At 62.6% G+C, this 20,873-nt stretch carries 20 protein-coding genes; 11 read left to right on the top strand and 9 right to left on the bottom strand.

Going from position 1 to position 20,873, the window contains the following annotated elements:
- The first annotated feature begins 75 nt into the window (after window positions 1–75).
- Window positions 76–855, top strand: coding sequence for an IclR family transcriptional regulator (locus AB7933_RS06935; protein WP_024073592.1), 780 nt, complete (start codon window positions 76–78; stop codon window positions 853–855).
- A 1-nt stretch (window position 856) separates the two neighbouring features.
- Here the strand turns inward: AB7933_RS06935 and dacB are convergent, their stop codons facing one another.
- The 7 genes from dacB to AB7933_RS06900 form a co-directional block, all read right to left on the bottom strand.
- Window positions 857–2,302 carry a D-alanyl-D-alanine carboxypeptidase/D-alanyl-D-alanine endopeptidase gene (dacB, locus tag AB7933_RS06930; RefSeq protein ID WP_041161104.1) on the bottom strand — a complete coding sequence of 482 codons (1,446 nt, stop codon included), beginning with the start codon at window positions 2,300–2,302 and terminating at the stop codon, window positions 857–859.
- A gap of 341 nt (window positions 2,303–2,643) precedes the next feature.
- A complete protein-coding gene (locus tag AB7933_RS06925; RefSeq protein WP_024073590.1) occupies window positions 2,644–5,061 on the bottom strand; it encodes a TonB-dependent siderophore receptor in 2,418 nt (805 codons plus the stop codon).
- 110 nt (window positions 5,062–5,171) lie between these two features.
- Window positions 5,172–6,107: a glutathione S-transferase family protein gene (locus AB7933_RS06920; protein WP_024073589.1), complete on the bottom strand. Its 936-nt coding sequence runs from the start codon at window positions 6,105–6,107 to the stop codon at window positions 5,172–5,174.
- A gap of 76 nt (window positions 6,108–6,183) precedes the next feature.
- Complete coding sequence (locus tag AB7933_RS06915) at window positions 6,184–6,456, bottom strand: GIY-YIG nuclease family protein (RefSeq protein WP_024073588.1); 273 nt, start codon at window positions 6,454–6,456, stop codon at window positions 6,184–6,186.
- A gap of 40 nt (window positions 6,457–6,496) precedes the next feature.
- The gene (locus AB7933_RS06910) at window positions 6,497–6,967 is read right to left on the bottom strand and encodes a nuclear transport factor 2 family protein (RefSeq protein WP_024073587.1); all 471 of its coding nucleotides are present in this window, start codon (window positions 6,965–6,967) and stop codon (window positions 6,497–6,499) included.
- 377 nt (window positions 6,968–7,344) lie between these two features.
- A complete protein-coding gene (locus AB7933_RS06905) occupies window positions 7,345–7,980 on the bottom strand; it encodes a response regulator transcription factor (RefSeq protein ID WP_024073586.1) in 636 nt (211 codons plus the stop codon).
- A 192-nt stretch (window positions 7,981–8,172) separates the two neighbouring features.
- Window positions 8,173–8,988, bottom strand: a complete 816-nt coding sequence (locus AB7933_RS06900; RefSeq protein WP_024073585.1) for a response regulator — start codon at window positions 8,986–8,988, stop codon at window positions 8,173–8,175.
- 413 nt (window positions 8,989–9,401) lie between these two features.
- Here AB7933_RS06900 and AB7933_RS06895 point away from each other — a divergent pair, with 413 nt between their 5' ends.
- The 10 genes from AB7933_RS06895 (at window position 9,402) to AB7933_RS06850 (ending at window position 18,846) form a co-directional block, all read left to right on the top strand.
- The gene (locus AB7933_RS06895; RefSeq protein ID WP_024073584.1) at window positions 9,402–10,037 is read left to right on the top strand and encodes a DUF1120 domain-containing protein; all 636 of its coding nucleotides are present in this window, start codon (window positions 9,402–9,404) and stop codon (window positions 10,035–10,037) included.
- Between the two features lie 380 nt (window positions 10,038–10,417).
- Window positions 10,418–11,053, top strand: coding sequence for a DUF1120 domain-containing protein (locus tag AB7933_RS06890; protein ID WP_024073583.1), 636 nt, complete (start codon window positions 10,418–10,420; stop codon window positions 11,051–11,053).
- A 125-nt stretch (window positions 11,054–11,178) separates the two neighbouring features.
- Window positions 11,179–11,802 (top strand): DUF1120 domain-containing protein, encoded by a 624-nt coding sequence (locus tag AB7933_RS06885; RefSeq protein ID WP_024073582.1) that lies wholly within the window; start codon window positions 11,179–11,181, stop codon window positions 11,800–11,802.
- 41 nt (window positions 11,803–11,843) lie between these two features.
- A complete protein-coding gene (locus AB7933_RS06880; RefSeq protein ID WP_024073581.1) occupies window positions 11,844–12,473 on the top strand; it encodes a DUF1120 domain-containing protein in 630 nt (209 codons plus the stop codon).
- Window positions 12,474–12,496: 23 nt separating this feature from the next.
- On the top strand, window positions 12,497–13,123 hold the full coding sequence (locus AB7933_RS06875; protein WP_024073580.1) for a DUF1120 domain-containing protein: 627 nt from the start codon (window positions 12,497–12,499) through the stop codon (window positions 13,121–13,123).
- A gap of 12 nt (window positions 13,124–13,135) precedes the next feature.
- Window positions 13,136–13,849, top strand: coding sequence for a fimbria/pilus chaperone family protein (locus AB7933_RS06870; protein ID WP_081329152.1), 714 nt, complete (start codon window positions 13,136–13,138; stop codon window positions 13,847–13,849).
- A gap of 136 nt (window positions 13,850–13,985) precedes the next feature.
- A complete protein-coding gene (locus AB7933_RS06865; protein WP_024073578.1) occupies window positions 13,986–16,415 on the top strand; it encodes a fimbria/pilus outer membrane usher protein in 2,430 nt (809 codons plus the stop codon).
- 10 nt (window positions 16,416–16,425) lie between these two features.
- Window positions 16,426–17,550 (top strand): DUF1120 domain-containing protein, encoded by a 1,125-nt coding sequence (locus AB7933_RS06860; RefSeq protein WP_024073577.1) that lies wholly within the window; start codon window positions 16,426–16,428, stop codon window positions 17,548–17,550.
- Window positions 17,551–17,567: 17 nt separating this feature from the next.
- On the top strand, window positions 17,568–18,185 hold the full coding sequence (locus AB7933_RS06855) for a DUF1120 domain-containing protein (RefSeq protein WP_024073576.1): 618 nt from the start codon (window positions 17,568–17,570) through the stop codon (window positions 18,183–18,185).
- A 10-nt stretch (window positions 18,186–18,195) separates the two neighbouring features.
- Window positions 18,196–18,846 carry a DUF1120 domain-containing protein gene (locus AB7933_RS06850; RefSeq protein WP_024073575.1) on the top strand — a complete coding sequence of 217 codons (651 nt, stop codon included), beginning with the start codon at window positions 18,196–18,198 and terminating at the stop codon, window positions 18,844–18,846.
- Here the strand turns inward: AB7933_RS06850 and AB7933_RS06845 are convergent.
- Window positions 18,843–20,108, bottom strand: coding sequence for a CynX/NimT family MFS transporter (locus tag AB7933_RS06845; RefSeq protein ID WP_024073574.1), 1,266 nt, complete (start codon window positions 20,106–20,108; stop codon window positions 18,843–18,845). The two genes, AB7933_RS06850 and AB7933_RS06845, sit on opposite strands and share 4 nt — an antisense overlap.
- Window positions 20,098–20,757, bottom strand: a complete 660-nt coding sequence (locus tag AB7933_RS06840) for a FadR/GntR family transcriptional regulator (protein WP_041161103.1) — start codon at window positions 20,755–20,757, stop codon at window positions 20,098–20,100. Before AB7933_RS06840 ends, AB7933_RS06845 begins: the two co-directional genes overlap by 11 nt.
- Window positions 20,758–20,873 lie beyond the last annotated feature (116 nt).

Here is a 20,873-nt window from a genome sequence, read left to right as displayed (position 1 = left end):
GCATAACGTAATTTGATCACTGCCGACCGTCAAGCTATAAAGACGCCCACTCATCTCTCGGATTCCCGCCCCTCCATGGAAAAGCCCCGCGACACCGGTAAACAGAAAGTCCGCTCGGCCGAAGTGGGCACCGATATCCTCAAGGCCCTGGCCGAACTGTCGCCCTCCACCTCGCTGTCGCGCCTGGCCGAACATGTGCAGATGCCGGCGAGCAAGGTGCACCGCTATCTCCAGGCGTTGATCGCCTCCGGTTTTGCCGAACAGAACACCGCCACCAACCATTACGGCCTGGGCCGCGAAGCCTTGCGCGTGGGCCTGGCCGCCCTGGGCAGTATGGACGTGTTGAAAGTCGGCGCCCTGCCCCTGGCCGAACTGCGCGACGAATTGAATGAAACCTGCTTCCTGGCGGTGTGGGGCAACCAGGGCGCGACCGTGGTGCAGATCGAGCCGGCGGTGCGCGCCGTGACGGTGGTGACGCAACTGGGCTCGGTACTGCCGCTGCTCAGCTCGTCCACCGGGCTGGTGTTCAGTGCCTTCCTGCCGTCGCGGGAAACCGTCGAATTGCGTGAACGCGAGATCGAGGCTGGCATCGCCCATGCCCTGGCCGACGACCAGGCTTATGCCCTCACCTGCGAACAGATCCGCCAGCGCGGCCTGCACTTTGTGCATGGCCTGCTGATGCCGGGGGTGGATGCATTGTCGGCGCCGGTGTTCAACGCGGTTGGCCAGGTGGCTGCAGTGATGACCGTGGTCGGCCCCACCTCACTGTTCCACGCCGACGAAGATGGCCCGGCGGCGCAGCGCTTGCTGGCGGCGACCCGGGCCGTGAGTTGGCGGATGGGCTACCAGCCCTGAGCTAGTCGTGCCACTGGGCCAGGGCAAGTGCCAGGCGGTTCTCGAGGGCGCGGATGGGGGCTGCGTCGCTGATGTAGTTATTGCTGATCATTGAAAACACCAGGCGCCGTCCCTCACTGTCGGTAATGTATCCGCTCAGTGATGACACACCGCCCATGGAGCCGGTCTTGGCGTGCAGGTTGTTTTCGGCGGCGGTGCCCCGCAGGCGATAACGCAGGCTGCCGCCGGTCATGCGCTCGGCATTGCCGGCAATCGGCAAGGCGTTGTACCAGGCGTCGAACCAGGATTGTTTCGAAGCGGCCAGCAACAGGTCGGTGAGATTTTGCGCCGACACCAGGTTGCGCCGCGACAAACCGGAGCCATCCACCTGGCTGAGCGTCGCCGGGTCCATGCCCTGGCGCTGCATAAACGCCGCGACTGCCGCCACGCCCGCCACCGCCGTGCCCGCATTGGAGGTTTTGCGGCCCATGGCCTTGAGCAGGGCTTCGGACATGTTGTTGTTCGAAAGCTTGAGCAGCGGCGTGATCAAATCTTGCAACGGCGCCGATCGATGCTCCGCCAACAGCGTCGCCGTCGCTGGGCTCGCGCCCCCGAACACACGCCGGCCTAGCACCTGGATACCCTGCTGCGCCAGCGCCTGCTCAAACAGATTGGCCACCAGTTGCGTCGGTTCCCACACACTCACCCACTGCCGGCTTTGCTTTCCCGGCGCCAGTGCACCGCTGAGTTGCAGCAGGTTGGTGCCGTGCTGGCGAGTGATGGCGTAGTTGTTGCCCGCGCCGCTCACCGCACGATTGCTGAGTTGCACATAATCGGTGGCCGGGCTGATCGACACACTCACCGGCTGGCCGGCACTGAGCGGCGCCTTGGCGGTGACCAGCAAGGTGCCGGCATCAAAATCCGTATCGGGTGACACCGTCAGCGCCGAAATCTGCGCACCGTAATAGGTGCTTTCGTCGTCCTGGGCCCAGTCGACGCCGAGGCGCTGGGTATCGAACCAGGTGTCATCGAACACCAAGTCACCCGATACCTGACGCACACCTTGGCTGGCCAACTGCGCGGCCAGGGCCTGGTAGTCGGCGAACTGCGTTGTCGGGTCACCCAGGCCACGCAGGTACAGGTTGCCGATCAGGCGCTCGCCCTGGCGGCGGCCGTCGCTCAACAGTTGCGTGGAAAACCGGTAGTCCGGCCCGAGCACGTCCATCGCCGCCGCCGTGGTCAGCAGCTTGAGGTTGGACGCGGGAACCAAGCGCGTGCGCGGGTTGTGCTGGTAGAGCGTGGTGCCGCTGCGGGCATCGCGCACCATGACGGAAACCGTGGAGCCGTTCAGGGCAGGATCGGCCAGCAGGTGATCGAGTGTTGATGGTGTGGAAGGCGGCGAAACACTCGCACAGCCCCCCAGTAAAAAACTCACGTACAGCAGGTGTAGCCATCGCCCAAAGTGCATCAGTACTGTGTTCCGCAAAGCCATTAGTGGCCGCAACGCTAACAGCTCCGTACTCCTGTGGCGAGCGGGCCTGTCGTGGCGAGTTGGCTTGTTGTGGCGAGCGGGCTTGCCCTAATGCCGTTCAGTTAAGGCTTTTTTGTAGGAGCGAGCTTGCTCGCGAAGAACTCACAGGCGCCGCGTTCACTCAGGAAACACGCGTTATCGTTGACGTTTTTCGCGAGCAAGCTCGCTCCTACAGAAGGCGATGTACGCTTAACTGAACGGCATTAGGGCAAGCCCGCTTGCCACAACAAGCCTGCTAGCCATAACAAGCCTGCTAACCCCAACAAACCCGCCAGGCTTTAGAACTCCAGGGTGCTGGACACCGACACCTGCCGCGCATCACCTATCGACACGAAGTAGCGGCTGGCCGCCGAGGTGTAGTAGGTGCGGTCGAACAGGTTCTTCACGTTGAACTGGAACTTGACCTTCTGCCCGTCGATCTTGGTGTCATAGGTGGCAAACGCGTCGGCCACGGTGTAGCCCGGCAAATCGAAGTCGTTGGCGGCATCGCCTGCGCGCTCGCCGACGTAGCGCGCTCCGGTCCCCACCCGCAACTGGTCGCCACCGAAAATAGTGCCGACGTCATAGGCCACCGACAACGAACCGGTGTGCCTGGCCACGTTTTGCAGGCGGTTGCCTTGCAGCGTCGGGTCGTTGTCCTTGACGTCTTCGGCGTCGGTGAAGGCATAGCTGCCGATCAGGCTCCACTTGTCGGTCAACTGGCCGCTGGCGTCCAGTTCCAGGCCACGGGAACGCACTTGCCCGGCAATGCTGTAGATCGTGTTGGCACCGGAGCCCACCGACACCAGCACATTGCGCTTGTCGATGTTGAACAACGCCACGCTGGCAGTCACGCGCCCAGGTATGTCGAGCTTGGCCCCCAGTTCCCAGGACTTGGATTCCTCCGGCGTGAGGTCGCCGGTCAACGTGCTGCCATCGGCCAAGGCGGCGATGGTGGAGTTGGGTTTGAACGACTCGGTGTAGCTGCCGTAGAACGACAGCTCATCAGTGTAGCGATACACCAGGCCGGCCCGCGGCACCCAGGCCTGGCCATTGCCATCGGTGTTGGCCTTGAACGGCACGCCCTTGCCGGCGTATTGGTCATACATCTGGTAGCGCACACCGCCCACCAGAATCCACTGGTCGGTCAGGTGAATGGCGTCCTGGAAGAACAGCGAGTCGCTGCGCAACAGGTCGGTCTGGGCACTGTCGGCGGCGCTGACGGTGGTGCCCGCGACTTCGTTGCCATACACCGGGTTGTTGTAGTTGAACGTGCCGCGCGAGTTCTGGCGGATCAGGTCGGCGCGGTAGATCTTGCGGTATTCGTCATCCAGGCCGAACACCAGGTCATGCTGCATGCCCAGCACGTTCACCTTGCCTTCCAGGCTGGCCGTGGTGAAACGGTCGGTGCTGATCGCGCCCCGGGTGCCGTCCATTCTGCGGGTCAGGGTGCCATTGTCATTCACCGCGCTGACGCGCACTTGGCTGGCGTCGTAGGTTTCACGGTTCCAGCTGTAGCCGAAGTGCGCCTTCCAGTCGTCGTTGAGGTCGTGGTCGGCCTCGAAACGGTACAGGTCGGAACGGCCCTCCATGTTGTTGAACGGTTCGTCCAGACGCCGCGTGGAGGGGATGTCCAGTGGGTGGTTGGACTTGTCGATCGCGGTGCCACGGTCGAACGGCGAGAGGAATTCACGGTGCTCGTAGGCGAACAGCAGCTTGGTAGTGTCGCCGTACCAGGCCAGGGACGGCGCCACCAGCGATTCGCGGTGGGTGCCGAAGTTGCGCCAGTAGTCTTCGTCTTCATGGTCGACGATCAAGCGATAAGCGAGGCCCGAATCACCGATGGGGCCGGTGGTATCGAGGTTGCCACCGCTGCCGTTCTTGCCATCGCCAAAGGTGGAACCGCGCACGGTCAGGGCCGTGGATTGGCTCAGCTCGGGCTTTTTGCTGACGATATTGACCACGCCGCCCGGGTCCTGGATGCCGTACAGCAGCGACGATGGCCCCTTGAGCACTTCAACGCGTTCTGCCGTGGCGTTCAGCGCGCGGCCCTGCACCAACGGCATGCCGTCTTGCATGATCGAGCCGTTACGGTTGTCGCCAAAGCCACGCAGCATTACCGCGTCCTGGGTGCTGGCCAGGGTGTTGGCCTGGGTGATGCCGCTGATATTGGCCAGGGCGTCATCCAGGTTGCGCGGGGTCTGGTCGCGCAACACTTGGGCGGGTACGACGTTGACGGTCTGCGGGGTTTCCAGCAGCAAAGCATGGGAGCGCATCACCGAACTGGTGGGTGGAGGCTGGTAGCTGGTGCTGTCCTGGGCCTGGCCGACACCGCTGATGGTGGTCGCGCCGAGGTTCACCGCACCGTCGGTGGGCAGCGGTTCCAGGGCCAGGGTGCGCGCGTCGATCTGGCGGAAGGTCAAGCCGGAGCCGCCCAGCAAGCGTTGCAGGGCCTGGGTGGCACTCATCGGCCCACTGACCGCCGGGGCGTTGAGACCATAGGGGGCTTCATCGGTGTAGATCACGCTGATGCCGGTCACCCGGCTGAAATCGCTCAGCGCCTGGGGCAGCGGCTTGGCGGCCTGGGCAAAGTTGAACTGGGCGCTTTGCTGCTCCTGCGCCTGCGCCACGCTCAAGGGCAGCAATGCCAGCCCAGACACCGTCAATACCGAGGCTCCCAGCCACTGTTTTACCCAACCGCCCGCCGTCGACTTCATGCTGTGAGAACCCGTGTAGAAAACGCTGTTAATGCGAATAGATCGCAGTTTCAAGCACTACACGGATGGGCTGTCGAAAAACCTCACATTTATTTGCAGATATTTTTTATTTATTGCGCCTGAATGCGGAAACCCATGCGTGGGAAATGCACATGCACGGTGCCAGCGCGTTCATCGGTACGCCGCAGGATCAGCTCTTCGCGCCCGACAAACCGCAGCTCGCCGGCCACCGGGTCAACGCCATAATCCGTAGCGCTGATCGTCACCGGCTGCCCGGCCTTGAAACCATTCAGGTCATCGAACAGTTCATCGGGCAACGCGGCTGGCGTGGCGTTTCGCGCCACCTCCAAGGCGTGCTCGGCAGTCATCTCACTGGCGGTGCCATGACCAACGCTCAGCACCCGCTCCAGCCAGGCCGCGACAGCGGGGTATGCGTCCACCAGCGGCGCCGTCACCGTCGAGCCTTTGAGGAACCACAGCGGATGGGCCAGGGCGAAGTCGGCAATCGAAGGCTCACCGAACAGGAAATCCCCCACCGAGTGCTGCAACTGCTGCTCAATGCGACCGGCCAGCGCCGGCCATTGATGCAAGGCCACCTCCAAGGACACCCGCGCGGCACTGCCACCGCTGAACAGTTTGCTGCGGTCGTCCACCAGCACCTGGAGCAGGTGCGGCGGCACCTTGGCAAACTTGACCGCCAGGGATTCAGGCTGGAACACCAGCGCCACGGCATGGGCAAATACCACCGAATCCGCCCAGGCCGCAAAGCCCTGGGTGACCAGTTCCAGGCCCTGGGGAAACAGCGTCGGTGCCGCTTTTTCCTGCTCCAGGCGGCGGGCGATCAAGGCGGTGTCGCAGTAAATATCGGCGCCGACCTGCAACACCGGCGTCTTGCGATAGCCCCCGGTCAAGGCGGTCAGATCAGGCTTGGGCATCACCGGCGAGATAAGCACCGAGCGCCACGACAACCCCTTGAACCCCAGGAGCAGGCGGGCTTTTTCAGCAAAGGGGGACTGCGGGTAGTGGTGCAGGATCAACTCAGACATGCCAGGCTCCGCTCAATGGAATGAACCGCTAGCTTAGCCCGCAAAACCGTACGTGGGGACGATGGGAACCCATCACTCAAATCAATGAACCACTCGCGGCCAGGCACTCCTTGGCACTTTTTTTCAGCTTCTTGATCAGCCGTTCCTGGCGCAGCGCCTCGCCCTTGCTCGCGCACTGCTCGGTGTAGACCAACGCCACGGCGGGGCTGGACAAAAAGAACCGCGCGCCCTTGCCGCTTTGATGAGAAGCAAAGCGGCGCACCGGGTCGTTGCTGATGCCGCAATAGAGTGAGCCATTGGCGGCACGCACCAGGTACACGAACCAGGGTTTGGCTTGAGTGGGAGTCATCACGAATCGATTTCGGCAAACCAGAAGAGCGCTGATCTTATCAACGACCGGCCTGGAATGCCTTCAAGCCTTTGAGCGCCTGGGCGCGCACCGCGTTTTTCAATGCCGGCGACCAGCCCAGCAACAGCCCCTTGAGGCCCAGGGCCTGGCGCGACCAACGCCACAGGTCGAAATGGTCGTGGTGCTCGCAGATCTTGCCGTCGCGAAACACAAACCGCGCGCCGATGTCGTTGACCACGGTATTGCCGGTCGCGCTGAATAGGTAAGTCGCCACCCAATGCGCGCTGCCGGTGCGCTCATCGCTGCGCACATGGTCGAACGTCAGGGAAAAGTCCTTGGCCCGCGTGGTGAGCATGCGCCACATATCCCCGGCATCACGCCCACGCAACTCGCCGAACGCCGGGTCGCTGAAGATCACATCGTCGGTGTAGCAGGCGGCCATGGCTTCGGCATCCAGGCGCTGGAAGGCGCTGTAGAACTCGGTGATCAGGGCGTTATGGGCATCACTCATGGGCGGGGTCCTTTGGCGTCAGAAGAGTTGACGCACGATAAGCCGGTCGCGCCGCCAAGGCTACTGTCATTCACTGTGCAAATGAGTGGGCTTGCTTAATGCCAGTCAGTCAAGGAGGAACACTGTCACTGTGGCAAGCGGGCTTGCTGTGGCGAGCCTGCTTGTCGTGGCGAGCGGGCTTGTCGTGGCGAGCGGGCTTGCCCCGCGTTGGGCTGCGCAGCAGCCCCACTAAGATCACCGCGCTGTTTCAGATGGACCGCGGCCTGAGGTTTTTGGGGCTGCTTCGCAGCCCAACGCGGGGCAAGCCCGCTCGCCACAGCTAGCCCGCTCGCCAGGGGATACTGTTTGTCCGTTCTATCTCGCTTGCCTGGCCAACCTCAGGGCACCATCCCACTGCTGCGGGCGTAGGCGAACAAATCCACGTCAGTGGAAATACACAACCGGTTCATCGCGGTGCTTTTCTGCTTGCTGATCGTCGAGATACTCCGGTTGACCCGCGCGGCGATCTGGCTGACGGTCATGCCGCTGGCGAGCATGCGCACCACCTCGCGCTCCTTGCCGGACAATTGCGGCACGGCTTGCTGATCCCCGGTACCCGCCTCCACCAGTTGCTGACGCAGGCATTCGCTGATGAACGTCTTGCCGGTGCTGATCGATTGAATGGCTTGAGGCAACTCCCTGGCCGATGCACTTTTAGCAATGATGGCCCGGGCGCCGTGGGCGAAGGACGTGCGCAAGGTCGCGACGTTGGCGAACATGGTGACCAGAATCACCGGGAGCTCGGGGTGCTTGCGATGCATCAGGCTCAGCAGGCTATAACCATCGGCCTGCTGGTTACCCGGCATGGCGAAATCAGTCACCACGATATCGCAGGGTGTGCTGTCGATCAGCGCCAGTAATTGATCGGGCCCGTCGGCCTCGCCCACCACTTTGCAGCGACCGTTGGCTTCAATCACCACTTTTTGGCCGATACGTACAATCGGATGGTCGTCGGCAATAATTACTCGAAGCATTGGAACCACCATGATGGCAACTTGATTCGGGCAAAAATAGCGCCGGATGCAACCCGCAACAACCGGCAAAAACAGCAGCAGCAGCAGGTGGCCCAGCAATCTATGAGAGCAAGATTTTCACCTACAAAACAAAAAGAACACGGCTACAGAAAAAACCTACGCAAACCTTAATAAAGGTCCTACACATCAACACTAAAGAGCTTTCAGATATTCCACATAACGAACCAAGTCTTGCCGTAACCCAAACAACGCCCTGGCATGCAACGCCACCCCATCACGCGTCACGGCGCTGATCAACTGGATGCCGCGCGCCTCCAGCGGAGTGCCCCCCAGGAACGCCACGCTTCCGATCAGGCGGTGCAAGTGCTGTGCTGTCTGGTCCGCATCCACATGCGCCATGGCATGGGACAAGGCTTGCAAATCCTGGCGTACCTCCTGCACCAGGCTGGCCAGCATCCCATCCAGCACTTGCGCACTACCAAACAGTTGCACCAGCCTGGCGCGCGTCGGCCAATCCTCTTCTCGGGTGCGCGGCACGTCTGTCACCAGTGGGGTGCCGTCCGCCAACCAATACAGCAAGACATTGCGCAGTTGACCGAACGTCAGGGGCTTGATCAGCCAGGCATTGATGCCCGCGTCCAGGCATTGGTGGACTTCATTCGGCCCAAGGTTGGAGGTCAAGGCAACGATCGGTACGGGCTCGGCCATCGACTCACGCTCTCGACGGCGCACTTCACGGGCCAAGGCATAACCATTCATGACCGGCATCTGGCAGTCCGTGAGGATCAGGTCGAACGGTTGCCCATCGAGCGCGGCAAGCGCGGCCTGGCCATCACCGCAGGTCTCGCAGCCCAACCCCAACTGCTGCAGCATCGCGCTCATCATCATGCGATAGGCAGGATGGTCGTCGACTACCAGCACTGTGCAATCCTGCCAATGGGCAGGCGAGGCATTTGACGGCAGCGGATCATCCCCAGCGCCGTCGACTGGGCGAATGTCCGATGACATGACTACCTCGACTTACCGCAATGCGCGGGCCTGGATGGAACGCCCCTACAAAACAGGCATAGATCGGCGGCAGTGGCCCGCACGCCTATATCGGCAAGGCGAGCCATCCTGTTGAGAATCTTTTTTACTAATCAGAGGGAAGAAAATATTTGAAGCGAGGCGTGCCGGCGATACAACAACTACGAAAAGTTAATAAAACCTACACATAGACAAGCCCGTTCCGACATCAGTTATTGCACGTGCGCAAGATCCACTCACTCTCGTAATTGTTGTATTTGCGCCAACACCGACGACCGATAAATTGCGCCGCATCCCACGGAGAGGGACGACCAGCCATCACGCCGGTCGCTGAAAACCAGACGGCATCTCCTGTTTTCCTGCCGTCAGCAAGCCTTGCACCGGAACTTCAAAACATGAAAAAGCCCCTAGCAGCACTCGCCACTCTCGTCATGCTCGCCACCTCAGGTGCTGCGGTTGCCGCCAGCAGTGTGGACCTGACCGTCACCGGCCTGATCACCCCGACGGCTTGCACGCCATCCTTGTCCGCTAATGGCGTCGTCGATCACGGCAAGATTTCGGCCAAGGACCTCAGCCCGACCAACTGGACCGCTCTCCCTCCAGCCGTCTTGAAATTGGCCATCGCGTGCGACGCCCATACCCTGTTCGCTGTCCAGGCAACCGATAACCGAGCAGGCTCGGCCACCGCCCCGACCAGTTTCGGCCTGGGCTTCGTCAACGGTACGCAAAAATTCGGCCAGTACAGTCTGGAGTATGGGAACCCTGTCAACGGCGACGGCGGCCCCCTCTACCCGATTCTCTCGAGGGATGGCGGCCTGACCTGGATGAACAATGAAGATGCCAGCACCGGTCCTTTGGCGCTGGCGGGGTTTCGTGACACTCGATTCGGTCAACTGGGCCCTATCCCCCTGAAAAACGTCACTGCTGACCTGATGGTCATTACCTTTTTCAACCCCACCAACAGTTGGGACATGGGCCAGGAAGAGGTTGAAATCGACGGCCTCGCCACGCTCGAAGTCAAGTACCTGTAGCCGCAGGCATGAAGCGTACCGCCCTCCTCCCTGCCCTGCATGCCCCCCCCTGAGTTGGCGGATCTCGTCATGAGCCATCCCGTTGAGAATCTTTTATTGATCAGAAGGGAAAATAGTTGAAGCGAGGCGTGCCGGCGATACAACAACTACGAAAAGTTAATAAAACCTACACATAGACAAGCCCGTTCCGACATCAGTTATTGCACGTGCGCAAGATCCACTCACTCTCGTAATTGTTGTATTTGCGCCAACACCGACGACCGATAAATTGCGCCGCATCCCACGGAGAGGGACGACCAGCCATCACGCCGGTCGCTGAAAACCAGACGGCATCTCCTGTTTTCCTGCCGTCAGCAAGCCTTGCACCGGAACTTCAAAACATGAAAAAGCCCCTAGCAGCACTCGCCACTCTCGTCATGCTCGCCACCTCAGGTGCTGCGGTTGCCGCCAGCAGTGTGGACCTGACCGTCACTGGCCTGATCACCCCGACGGCGTGCACGCCATCCTTGTCCGCTAATGGCGTCGTCGATCACGGCAAGATTTCGGCCAAGGACCTCAGCCCGACCAATTGGACCCGTCTCCCTACATCCGTCTTGAAACTGACCATCGGCTGCGACGCCCATACCCTGTTCGCGGTCCAGGCAACCGATAACCGGGCAGGCTCGGCCACCTACTCGAATAGTTTCGGCCTGGGCTTCGTCAACGGTACGCAAAAACTCGGCCAGTACGATCTGGAGTATGGGAACCCTGTCAACGGCGACGGCGGCCCCCTCTACCCGATTCTCTCGAGGGATGGCGGCCTGACCTGGATGAACAATGAAGAAGCCATCACCAGTCCTTTGGAGCTGCTGGGGTTTCGTGACAGGCCAACCGGTCGAGAGGGCCCTATCCCCCTCAAAAACGTCACTGCAGACCTGATGGTCACTACCTTTATCAACGCCACCAACAGTTGGGACATGGGCCAGGAAGAGGTTGAAATCGACGGCCTCGCCACGCTTGAAGTCAAGTACCTGTAGCACGCAGGCATGAAGCATACCGCCCTCCTCCCTGCCCTGCATGGGAGCCCCCCTATCGACGGTTGCGCCACACTGCCAGCGGCCGGCTTGCAGATGGTTCCCGTCTTCAATCAGGACGATTACCCATGGATAGATTCACCTCAGGCCTCGTGGCCAGCCTGCTGATTGCCTGCGCACCCGCGACTTTCGCGGCCAGCAGCACCAGTTTGAGTGTCGGCGGGACCATCACGCCCAGTTCCTGCACACCGACGTTGTCCAGCGGCGGCATCGTCGACCACGGCAAGCTGACGGTAAAGGACCTCAACCCAGAGCAGCCCACCCGCCTGCCAACCGGCGAGTTGCTGCTGGAAGTCAATTGCGAGGCGGCCACCTTCTTTACCCTGACCACCGTCGACAACCGCGCCGGTACGTCGGCCATTCACCCCGCCAGCCATGGCCTGGGCACCATCAACGACGACCAAATGCTGGGCAGCGCCGCCTTCAGCGTGTTCGACGCGGTGGCCGACACTCAACCGGTGCACGCCATCATGTCCAGCAACGGCGGCAGCAGTTGGCGGATCTCGTCATACCTGGGCCACGCCGGTATCACAGCCTTTGCCGCCCCGGCAGACCTCTATACGCCCATCGCCATCAAGGTGCTGAACGCCCGCTTGAGCGCCTTCACCACCCTGGTACCGGCCAAGGACCTGCCCCTGGTGGACGAAGTGCCCATCGATGGCAGCGCCACCCTTCAAGTGAAGTACCTGTAATTCCCTGACCCTGATCCCTTCTACCAAGAATATTCCTCATCATGAAGACCACACTTAAAAGCCTGATCAGCTGTTGCTTGCTCGGCAGTCTTGCACCTGCATTCGCCGCCTCCACTGTCGACCTGAGCGTCAAGGGGTTGATCACCCCCAGCTCCTGCACACCCAGCCTATCGGCGGGTGGGCAGATCGATTACGGCAAGGTGGCGGCGAAAGACCTGAACCAGACCTCAACAACAAAGCTGGCAGAGAACCGGTTACTGCTGAAAATCGACTGCGAGGGCCCGACCGCCATGGCGTTCAAGCTCATCGACAATCAGCCGGATACCAGCAGTAATTATTGGTATCTGGGGCTGGGCCTGACACCGGCCCAAGAGAAGATCGGCCTGGTCCGTATCACCTTTGAAAACTCCACGACCGATAACCAAACCGTACACATCAGCGAGTCGGAAGACGGTGGCAAAACCTGGAGCCGTAACAATGGCCAAGGGTTTTACATCGGCGACTCACTGCATGCCCCCAGCAATCCGACCGACCCGACACAGCCTATCCCCAGCACGCACTTTGCGACCGACTTGAAGATCTATGCGGAGATTGCCCGTGCCGACGGCCTGACCCTGACAGAAGAAGTCGCCTTCCGGGCCAGCGGTACCGTTGAAGTCCATTACCTCTAAAACCCCCACAGGGATTTTGCCCGATGAATCGACCTATCCACTGTTTGGCACTTACCTTGCTCGCCTTGCACCTGACGCCCTCCTTCGCCAGATCCGCCGTGGACTTGGATATAGCCGGTCGCATCACGCCCCAGGCCTGCTCGGTTTCGCTGTCTGACAGCGGCCTGGTCGATTACGGCAAGATCCCGGCACGCACGCTGAACCTGACTGACTTCACCGTGCTGCCCAACCAGCAAATGGGGCTGAGCATCAGTTGCGAAGGCCCAACCCTGTTTGCCCTCACAGGCATCGACAACCAGGGCAATTCGTCCCCGGACCCGCAGGTGTTCTACGGCTTGGGCATGAACATCCATGCGCCGAGCGAACGCCTGGGGCACGTCAGTTTGTCACTGCGCGGCCCAGTGGGGGACAACGCTACCTTGCAGACCCTGACCTCGGCGGACAATGGCGCCACCTGGACACCCGAGCCCCACGCCTACCCACGCAAACTCATGGCATTCGCCCCGGCCGGCGTGCTGTTGCCCGGGCCCTTGCGCCAACTGGTGGCGAGTCTGCGGGTGGACACGTCCATCAGCCCGGCCAACACCCTGACCCTGAAAGAAGAAGTCCCCCTCGACGGTTCAATCACCCTGGACCTCAAGTACCTCTAATCCTCGCGAGTAATGACGATGTACAGCTCTTTATCAACCTGGCATTGGATCGGCCTTACCCTTGGCCTCTTGTGCGTTGCCACCGCCAGCCTGGCCGATGGCATGGTGCCGGACACGTCGGTGGTGCTCGTCTATGAAGCAGATGGCGAAGCCTCTGTGTCAGTGAGCAACACCGATAACAAAGTGGCCCTGATGCACGTGACCCTCGAGAACATCCCCGAGGACCCCGAAACCCTGTTGTTCGTCACCCCGCCCCTGAGCCGGGTCGAAGCGTCCAAAAGCCAGTTGGTGCGTTTCATCCTGCAAAGCCAGGAGCCGTTGAAGACCCAGCGCCTCAAGCGGGTGATTTTCGAAGGCATGCCTGCCCAGCAGGACCCCAACCGGGCCGGGCGCGCCCAAGTGGGTGTGACCGTGCGCCAGAACCTGCCGGTGATCATTCACCCCAAAGGCCTGGCGCGTAACCGCGAGCCTTGGCTGGGCCTGACCTGGCATTTGGACAATGACCAACTGAGCGTGCGTAACCCCACGCCGTACGTGGTACGCCTGGCCCAGGAGCTGCAATTGCTGCCTGGCAACGGCTCGGCCATGTTGCCGCGCACCTACGTGTTGCCAGGCGAAACACTGACGGTGACGACCAATGGCGCGGCAGCCACCACCGTACGCCTGCAACCGGCCACGGTGTATGGCTTTGCAGTACCGGCTCACGACGCCGCGATCAGCCTGTAACTCAGCGCCGCCCAGGGACGTAACGGCGCCAATAAAAACGAAGTGGCCACCCCTAAGGCCACCAGGAAACGACCTGCAGCGATAGGAAATCGTGGCGGTTTTTCCATCCTATGAGTGCACTTGTGTGAACACAGTCATGAACATCCGTGACGGCAAAGCCGTGCCCGGCATTTCACCACGCCGGGCATTTATCCCATTGTTCCTGGGGCAGATACTGCTGTCGAACGCCGCCTGGGCGGACACCCCATCAACGGCCAGCGCCTTCGACCCGCAGACGTTGCGTCAGCGGGGAATCGACCCCGAGCTTGCCAGCCTGTTGATGCAGGCACCGCGGTTCGCCCCAGGGCGCCATGCGCTCAGCCTGAGCGTCAACGGCCAGCGCCGTGGCCGCGTGGACGTGAGCTTCGATCAGCACGGCGCGCTGTGCTTCGACCCACCGTTGCTCGACGCCGGCCAGTTGGTCATGCCGTCAACCGGCCCGGCAGAGGAAAGCAGCTGCTACGGCTTCCTCCAGGACTACCCACAAACCGTGATCGATGCCGACCCGGCCAGCCTGAGCCTGGCCCTGGTGGTGCCGACCCAGGCGCTGCGTCCGCTGACGCAGGACATTTCCGGTTATTCAACCGGCGGTTTTGCCGCGCTGATCAATTACGACATCACCGGGCTATACAGCCAATACAGCGACGACACCAGCCGTTTTGCCTCGGCCAATACCGAGGTCGGTTTCAATGCGGGCGACTGGATCGTACGCAGTCGCCAGGTACAAACCTGGCAAGACCGTGTCTCGCGCACCACCCACCTGGACGCCTACGCCCAACGCACCTTCGCCAGTCAACAGGCGGTGCTGCAGGCCGGGCAGATCAACCTCTACAACCCGGTACTCGCCGGCGCGCAAATCACCGGCGTACAAGTGCTCAATGAACAGGCCCTGCAAGAGCAGAACCAGGGCGCGACGATCAACGGCATCGCCAATGGGCCGGCGCAGGTCGAAGTCCGCCAGAACGGCACCTTGATCCACTCCACCGTGGTGCCCGCCGGGCCCTTTTCGTTGAGCAATGTGCCGCGCCTGAACGGGCGCTCTGACGTTGAAGTGACCGTCAAGGAAGCCACCGGCGAGGAACGCCGCTTCACCGTACCCGCGGCCATGCTTGGCCTGGACCTGCCTGCGCCCGGCTACTCGGTGGCCGCCGGGCGGGTACGTAGCATAGGCGATGGCCAGGCCGCCGAGCCGTGGGTGGTGAGCGCCGGCTGGAGTGCATCACTCCATCCGCAAGTCAGCTTCGGCAGCGGCGTACTGGCGGCCGAAGATTATCGTTCGGCGGGCCTGAGCCTGGGGTTGTTGCCCTGGCAGGACAGCCAGGTGCAAGTGGCCGTGGTGGGCGCAGAGGCGACGCGCCGAATCCGCGAGCGCGGTGTGCAGACCGACCTGTCCTGGTCGCAGAAGTTGAACGAGCGCTGGGCGGTCAGCGCCGCCAACTCCTGCCGCACTGAGGGGTACCGCGACCTGACCGAGTCGACGTACGTCACCGACACCGAGCCACAGCAACGCTCACGCTACCGCGACCAGCAAAGCGCCACGGTTTCCTGGTCCCACCCAGGGTGGGGTGCGTTCAGTGCGGGCATGTCCCGGTCGTCTTCGTTCCAGGGCGACAGCAGCAGCCGTGCCCTGGCGTCGTGGGGCACCCAGGTACGCGGTGTGTCCGTTTCCGCCACGGCCGAATGGCAAGTCAGTGGCCGCCAGCACAATGACAACAGCCTGTACCTGAATCTCAGCGTGCCGCTTGGGGACAGTCGCCGTGGCCGGGCATGGGTGCGCAACTCGGGGGGTGAACACCGCACCGGGCTGGGCCTCAACGAACAGATCAATGAGCAGTTGGCTTACCGGGTCGCCGTGGAACACGACACCCGCGACCGTGAGGTGGAGTCGTCCCTCGGCCTTTCTGCCTTGCCGTACTACAGCCAGCTGGATTTCAACTACACCCGCTCCGATGCCGAGCGCTCAAGCTACCAGGGCGGTGCCCGTGGCGCAGTGGTCATGCATGGCGGCGGGGTGACGTTCTCGCCCTACCCGGTGCGCGACACCTTCGCCGTGGTGTCGGTGGGCGAGATGGCCGGCGTGCAGGTGAGTACCCCCAGTGGCCCGGTATGGACCGACTGGCAAGGCCACGCCGTGGCGTCCCAGCTCAGCCCCTATGGCCGTAGCCCGGTGGAAGTCCAAACCCGTTCATTGCCGCGCAATGCCGACATCAGCAATGGACTGGCCGTGGTATCGGCGGGGCGCGGCGCGGTAGACCGGGTTGAATTCGGCGTATCGCTGACCCGTCGCGCACTGCTGACCCTGGACCGACCCGTGCCCCGTGGCGCAGCGGTGACCACCGAAGACGGCGAGTTCATCACGCTGGTCCAGGAAAACAACCAGGTATTTATCCCCAACGTGCTCGACACCCGCACGCTGTGGATCAAGGCCCCCGGCCAGCCACGCTGCCACTTGCGCTTTGAACTGCCCGCCAAGGCCGACCCCCACGTGTACTACGAAACCGCCCCGGCGCGCTGCCAGACTCCTTGAGGACACCATCATGAACCTTCACTACGCCCTGGCCGCCTTGGCGCTCCTGGCCGGCACCGTCCACGCACAGGACGACTGCCGCCTGGACCTCAGCCAGTCGCGCCTGGATTTCGGCTTGATGAAACGCGCCAGCGGCCCCGCATCCGCGCCAGAGCGATTGCTCGGCGAACGCCGTCTGTCGCTGACCTTGAACTGCCCGCAACCCAGTGACATGCGCCTGTTTTACCGCGCCCTGGCCGCCGGTACCGAGCGCTTGCGCTTCACCGAAGGCGGCAGCTACCGCGTGCAGGTGCGGGACGGGGTGCTGGATGGCCGGGCCGTGGAACTCGGCCTGCTGCCAGGGCAAGACCAGGCGCCAGCGGCGGTCGCCTCGACGCTGACGTGGCGGGCTGACCACGGCATCGTGCCGATGTACAACGGCCAGCCCGCAACCGGCAGCAGTTTTTCCGTGCAACTGGACGTCAGCGCCTGGGCCCTCGATGCAGCCACTCATGTGCGCGACGCCGTCACTTGGGAAACGGAGGGGCTGGTGGACGCGCCCGCATCGGGCCGTTCACGGGCGTTGCATCTGCAAGCCAGCTTCGCCCCGGCCGCCTGCACGCCAACCCTGTCCAACAGCGGGACAGTGGATTTTGGCAAGTTATCGATCGGCGACCTGAACAACGACAGGGATACGCCCCTGCCCTCCCGACCGCTGACCCTCACCGTCGCGTGTGACGGGCCTACGCCTTTTGCCTTGGTGATGCACGACAACCGAAGCGGCTCAGCCACCGGCGGCGTCGACGAGACCGCCTACGGCCTGGGCCATGACGCGCACGGGCAGAAAATCGGCCGTTACGCGCTGACCGTCGACCCGGCCCTGGTCACCGCCGACAGCCTGCCCCAAATGTACCGTACCGACTCCACCACCAGCGGCAACGCCTGGAGCGGCGCCAGCGCCACCCCCATCGCCTTGGGTGCCCGCAGCTTGCTGGGCTTTACCGCGACCGCCGGCAGCACGGAGGGGCCCAACGCCCTGCAGAACCTGAGCGCGCTGCTGACCCTGAACGCCGTGATCGCGCCACTCGTAGACCTGGACCTCAGCGGCGAAATCGAACTCGACGGTTCAGCCACCCTGGAAATCATCTACTTCTAAGTGCCACAGGAATCCTCATGTTCAATCGCTATTTGCTCCTCACGACGCTATTGCTCAACTCACTGGCGCAGGCCGCCTCCACCGTTGACCTGGGCGTCAGCGGCCAGCTCACCCCCAGTGCCTGTGAACCCAGCCTGTCCAATGGTGGCGTGTATGACGTAGGCAAGATCGCCGCCAAGGACCTGAACGCCCATCAACCCACCCGGCTGCCGCCTCATAGCCTGAAATTGGCGATCGACTGCCAGGCGTCGACCCTGCTGGCCCTGGAACCCCGGGATAACCGACAGGGCTCCAGTTATTCCGGTGATCAAAGCCATTCGTTCGGCCTGGGCTTGATCAACGACAACCAAAGGCTGGGCGCCTTGAATTTGAGCCTCGATTCAGCCGTGGCCGACGGCGTCGAGATGTACACGCTCATCTCAAGCGGCCCTACTACATGGGCGCCGTCGATAATTCTGTCACCACACGCCCTGAGCGCGTTCACCCCCATCAGGAACGTGACCGTCCCGGCGCCGGTACAACAACTGAGCGCCCTCTTGTCGATCCAGCCGATCATCGCCCCGACCGACACGTTGTTGCTGACAAAAGAAGCGCCTATAGACGGCTCCGTGACCCTGACCGTGAAGTACTTATAGGAGTTAAACCATGAAAACGTTACTGCTCGCCCTAACCGCCGTTGCGTGGCTGGCCCCTGTATCGACGGCCCAGGCCGCCTCCACCGTCGACTTGCGCGTGACAGGCCTGATCACTCCCATGGCCTGCACCCCGGTGTTTTCCGGCGGTGGGTTGGTCGAATTCGGCAAGATATCCCAACAAGACCTCAACCAGGCCACAGGCACCCGGCTGCCGCTCAAGTCCCTGACGCTGACCGTCAGTTGCAACGCACCCGGCCGCTACGCCTTGCGCATGCGCGACAACCGCGAAGGTTCGGCCCACGTCAACAGCGAGATCTATTACGGGCTGGGGTACGACAACAGTGGCAACAAGGTCGGGGTCTACTCCCTCAAGTTCGACCCGAAGCAGACCGCGGCCAGCCCGTTGCCACAGGTGTTCGGCACCGAATCCACCACCGGCGGCGCGGCCTGGCGCACGGCCAATCAAAACCCGATCGACATCGGCGCCCGAAGCCTGCTGGGGTTCACCGACATCGAGGGCAGCACCGACGGCCCGGCCGCCATCCAAACCCTGACCAGCACGCTGACCCTGGAGGCGGTGATCAATGCCAAGCAGAACCTGGACCTGAGCACCGACATTCCCCTGGACGGTTCCGCGACCCTGGAGGTGGTGTATCTCTAGACGGCTTCGCTGCTGACACCCACGTATTTCGCCCGCCCCGCACCGAGACCGGCGACGACGGCGCCCAGGCCGAGGACCGCGAACACCCAGCCGGTGGCAGCCCAGCCGCCGGTCCAATCGTGTATCAGCCCCACCGCGAGCGGGCCGGCGGATGCCAGGGTGTAGCCGATGCCCTGGGCCATGCTCGACAGGTTCGCGGCCACATGGGAATCCCGTGAGCGCAGCACAATCAAGGTCAGCGCCAGGCTGAACGTCCCGCCCTGGCCCAGCCCCAACAGAATGGCCCAGCCCCACAGCCCGTCGAGTGGCGCATACAGGCAGCCGAACAGGCCGCCGAGGGTCAGCAGCATCACCACCACAATGGCCAGGCGCTGATCCTTACCGCGCGTGGCCAGCCAGGGCGCGGCCAGTGAACTGAACAATTGCACGATGATGGAGCCGGACAGCGCCAACCCGGCTTCGGTGGCACTCAAGCCACGGCCGATCAGGATCGACGGCAGCCAGCCAAACACGATGTACGCCAGGGACGATTGCAGGCCCATGTACAAGGTCACCTGCCAGGCCAGCGGGTCGCGCAGCAAGCCTTTGACCTGATAGGCGACCTGGTGGGCACTCTGCTTCTGGCCGACCTGGGGCCACCAGAACAACGCCGCCACCAGCGCCGGCACAATCCAGAAGCCCAGGCCGAAGGTCCAGCGATCGCCGAAATAATGACTGAGGGGCACCGTTGCACCTGCCGCCAGCGCTGCCCCCAGGCACAGGGCCATGGTGTAGACCCCGGTCATGGCGCCGGCCTGCCTGGCGAAATCACGCTTGACGATGCCCGGCAGCAATACGCCGATGATGCCGATACTCGCGCCCGCGACCAGGCTGCCGGCGAACAGACCCACTTCGCCAAAAGCACTGCGCAGGAGGATGCCGGCGGCCAGGGTCAGCAAAATCCCCAGCACCACGCGCTCGGCGCCAAAACGCCGGGCCAGGATCGGCGCCATGGGTGCGAACAGGCCCAGGCACAGCACCGGCAAGGTGGTAAGCAAACCGGCCCTGGCCGCCGACAACCCCAGGCTGCTGGAAACGTCAGCCAGCAACGGCGCCATGCTCGACAGCGCCGGGCGCAAGTTCAAGGCCACCAGGATCAGGCCCAACAGCAACAGCCACGGGCGATTCACCACCGGGCGGCGGTGTTGCACCACCTCGTCGTCGGCTTCGGCATCGATCAACAGTTCTTCGAGTTCGGGCGTGCGTTTGGCTTCAAGGCTCATTAATCAACTGCCGGCAGATGGATTTGGCGCGTTCCGGGTCCTGGTGTTCCACGGCGTCGAGCAGGGCGATATGCAGGTCGAACACCGCCTGGCGGCGCGGCGAAATGTTCAGGGTCTGGCGCAACTGGGCGCCGATGACCGCCGAAAAATACTGGTACAGCTCGCTCAAGGCCGGGTTGTGCGCGGCGTCCACCAGCCGTGCGTGGAACACCAGGTCAGCACTGATATAGGCCTCCAGGTCACCGTGGTACAGCTCGGCGCTGGCCTTGAGTGCCTCGTGCAGGCCGTTGAGATCGTCCTCGGTACGGCGCGCGGCAGCGAGGCCGACGGCCTCCACTTCGAGAATCTGCCGCGTCTCCTGCGCCTGTCCCAGGGTGCAATGGGATAACGCCCGCATGGCCCCCAGCGGGTCAGTCACCGAACGCAGGTAACTGCCGTCGCCCTGGCGGATGTCGATCAACCCGCAGAACGCCAGCACGCGCATGGCTTCGCGCACGGTATTGCGGCTGATGCCCAACTCGGCCGACAGCTCCGGCTCGGTGGGCAGGCGCTCGCCGATGGCCCACTTGCCTTCGGTAATTCGCCAGCGCAACTGCTCCAGGGCCTGGTCCACCAGGGAGCGTTTGATCAGGGGGGCGATGTCTGTCATGGAATGTTGGCTTTCGTCCAATCATAGGATGAATTTTCCTACAGCCTATTCAGAGTTACCTACAAAGGCAACGCACTAGGGTTCTTAGGCAGGAAAAGGAGCAGTATTTTCGATTA

The sequence above is a fragment of the Pseudomonas gorinensis genome, assembly GCF_042015035.1.
GTDB lineage: Bacteria > Pseudomonadota > Gammaproteobacteria > Pseudomonadales > Pseudomonadaceae > Aquipseudomonas > Aquipseudomonas gorinensis.
This window is presented reverse-complemented; position numbering and strand designations above follow the sequence as displayed.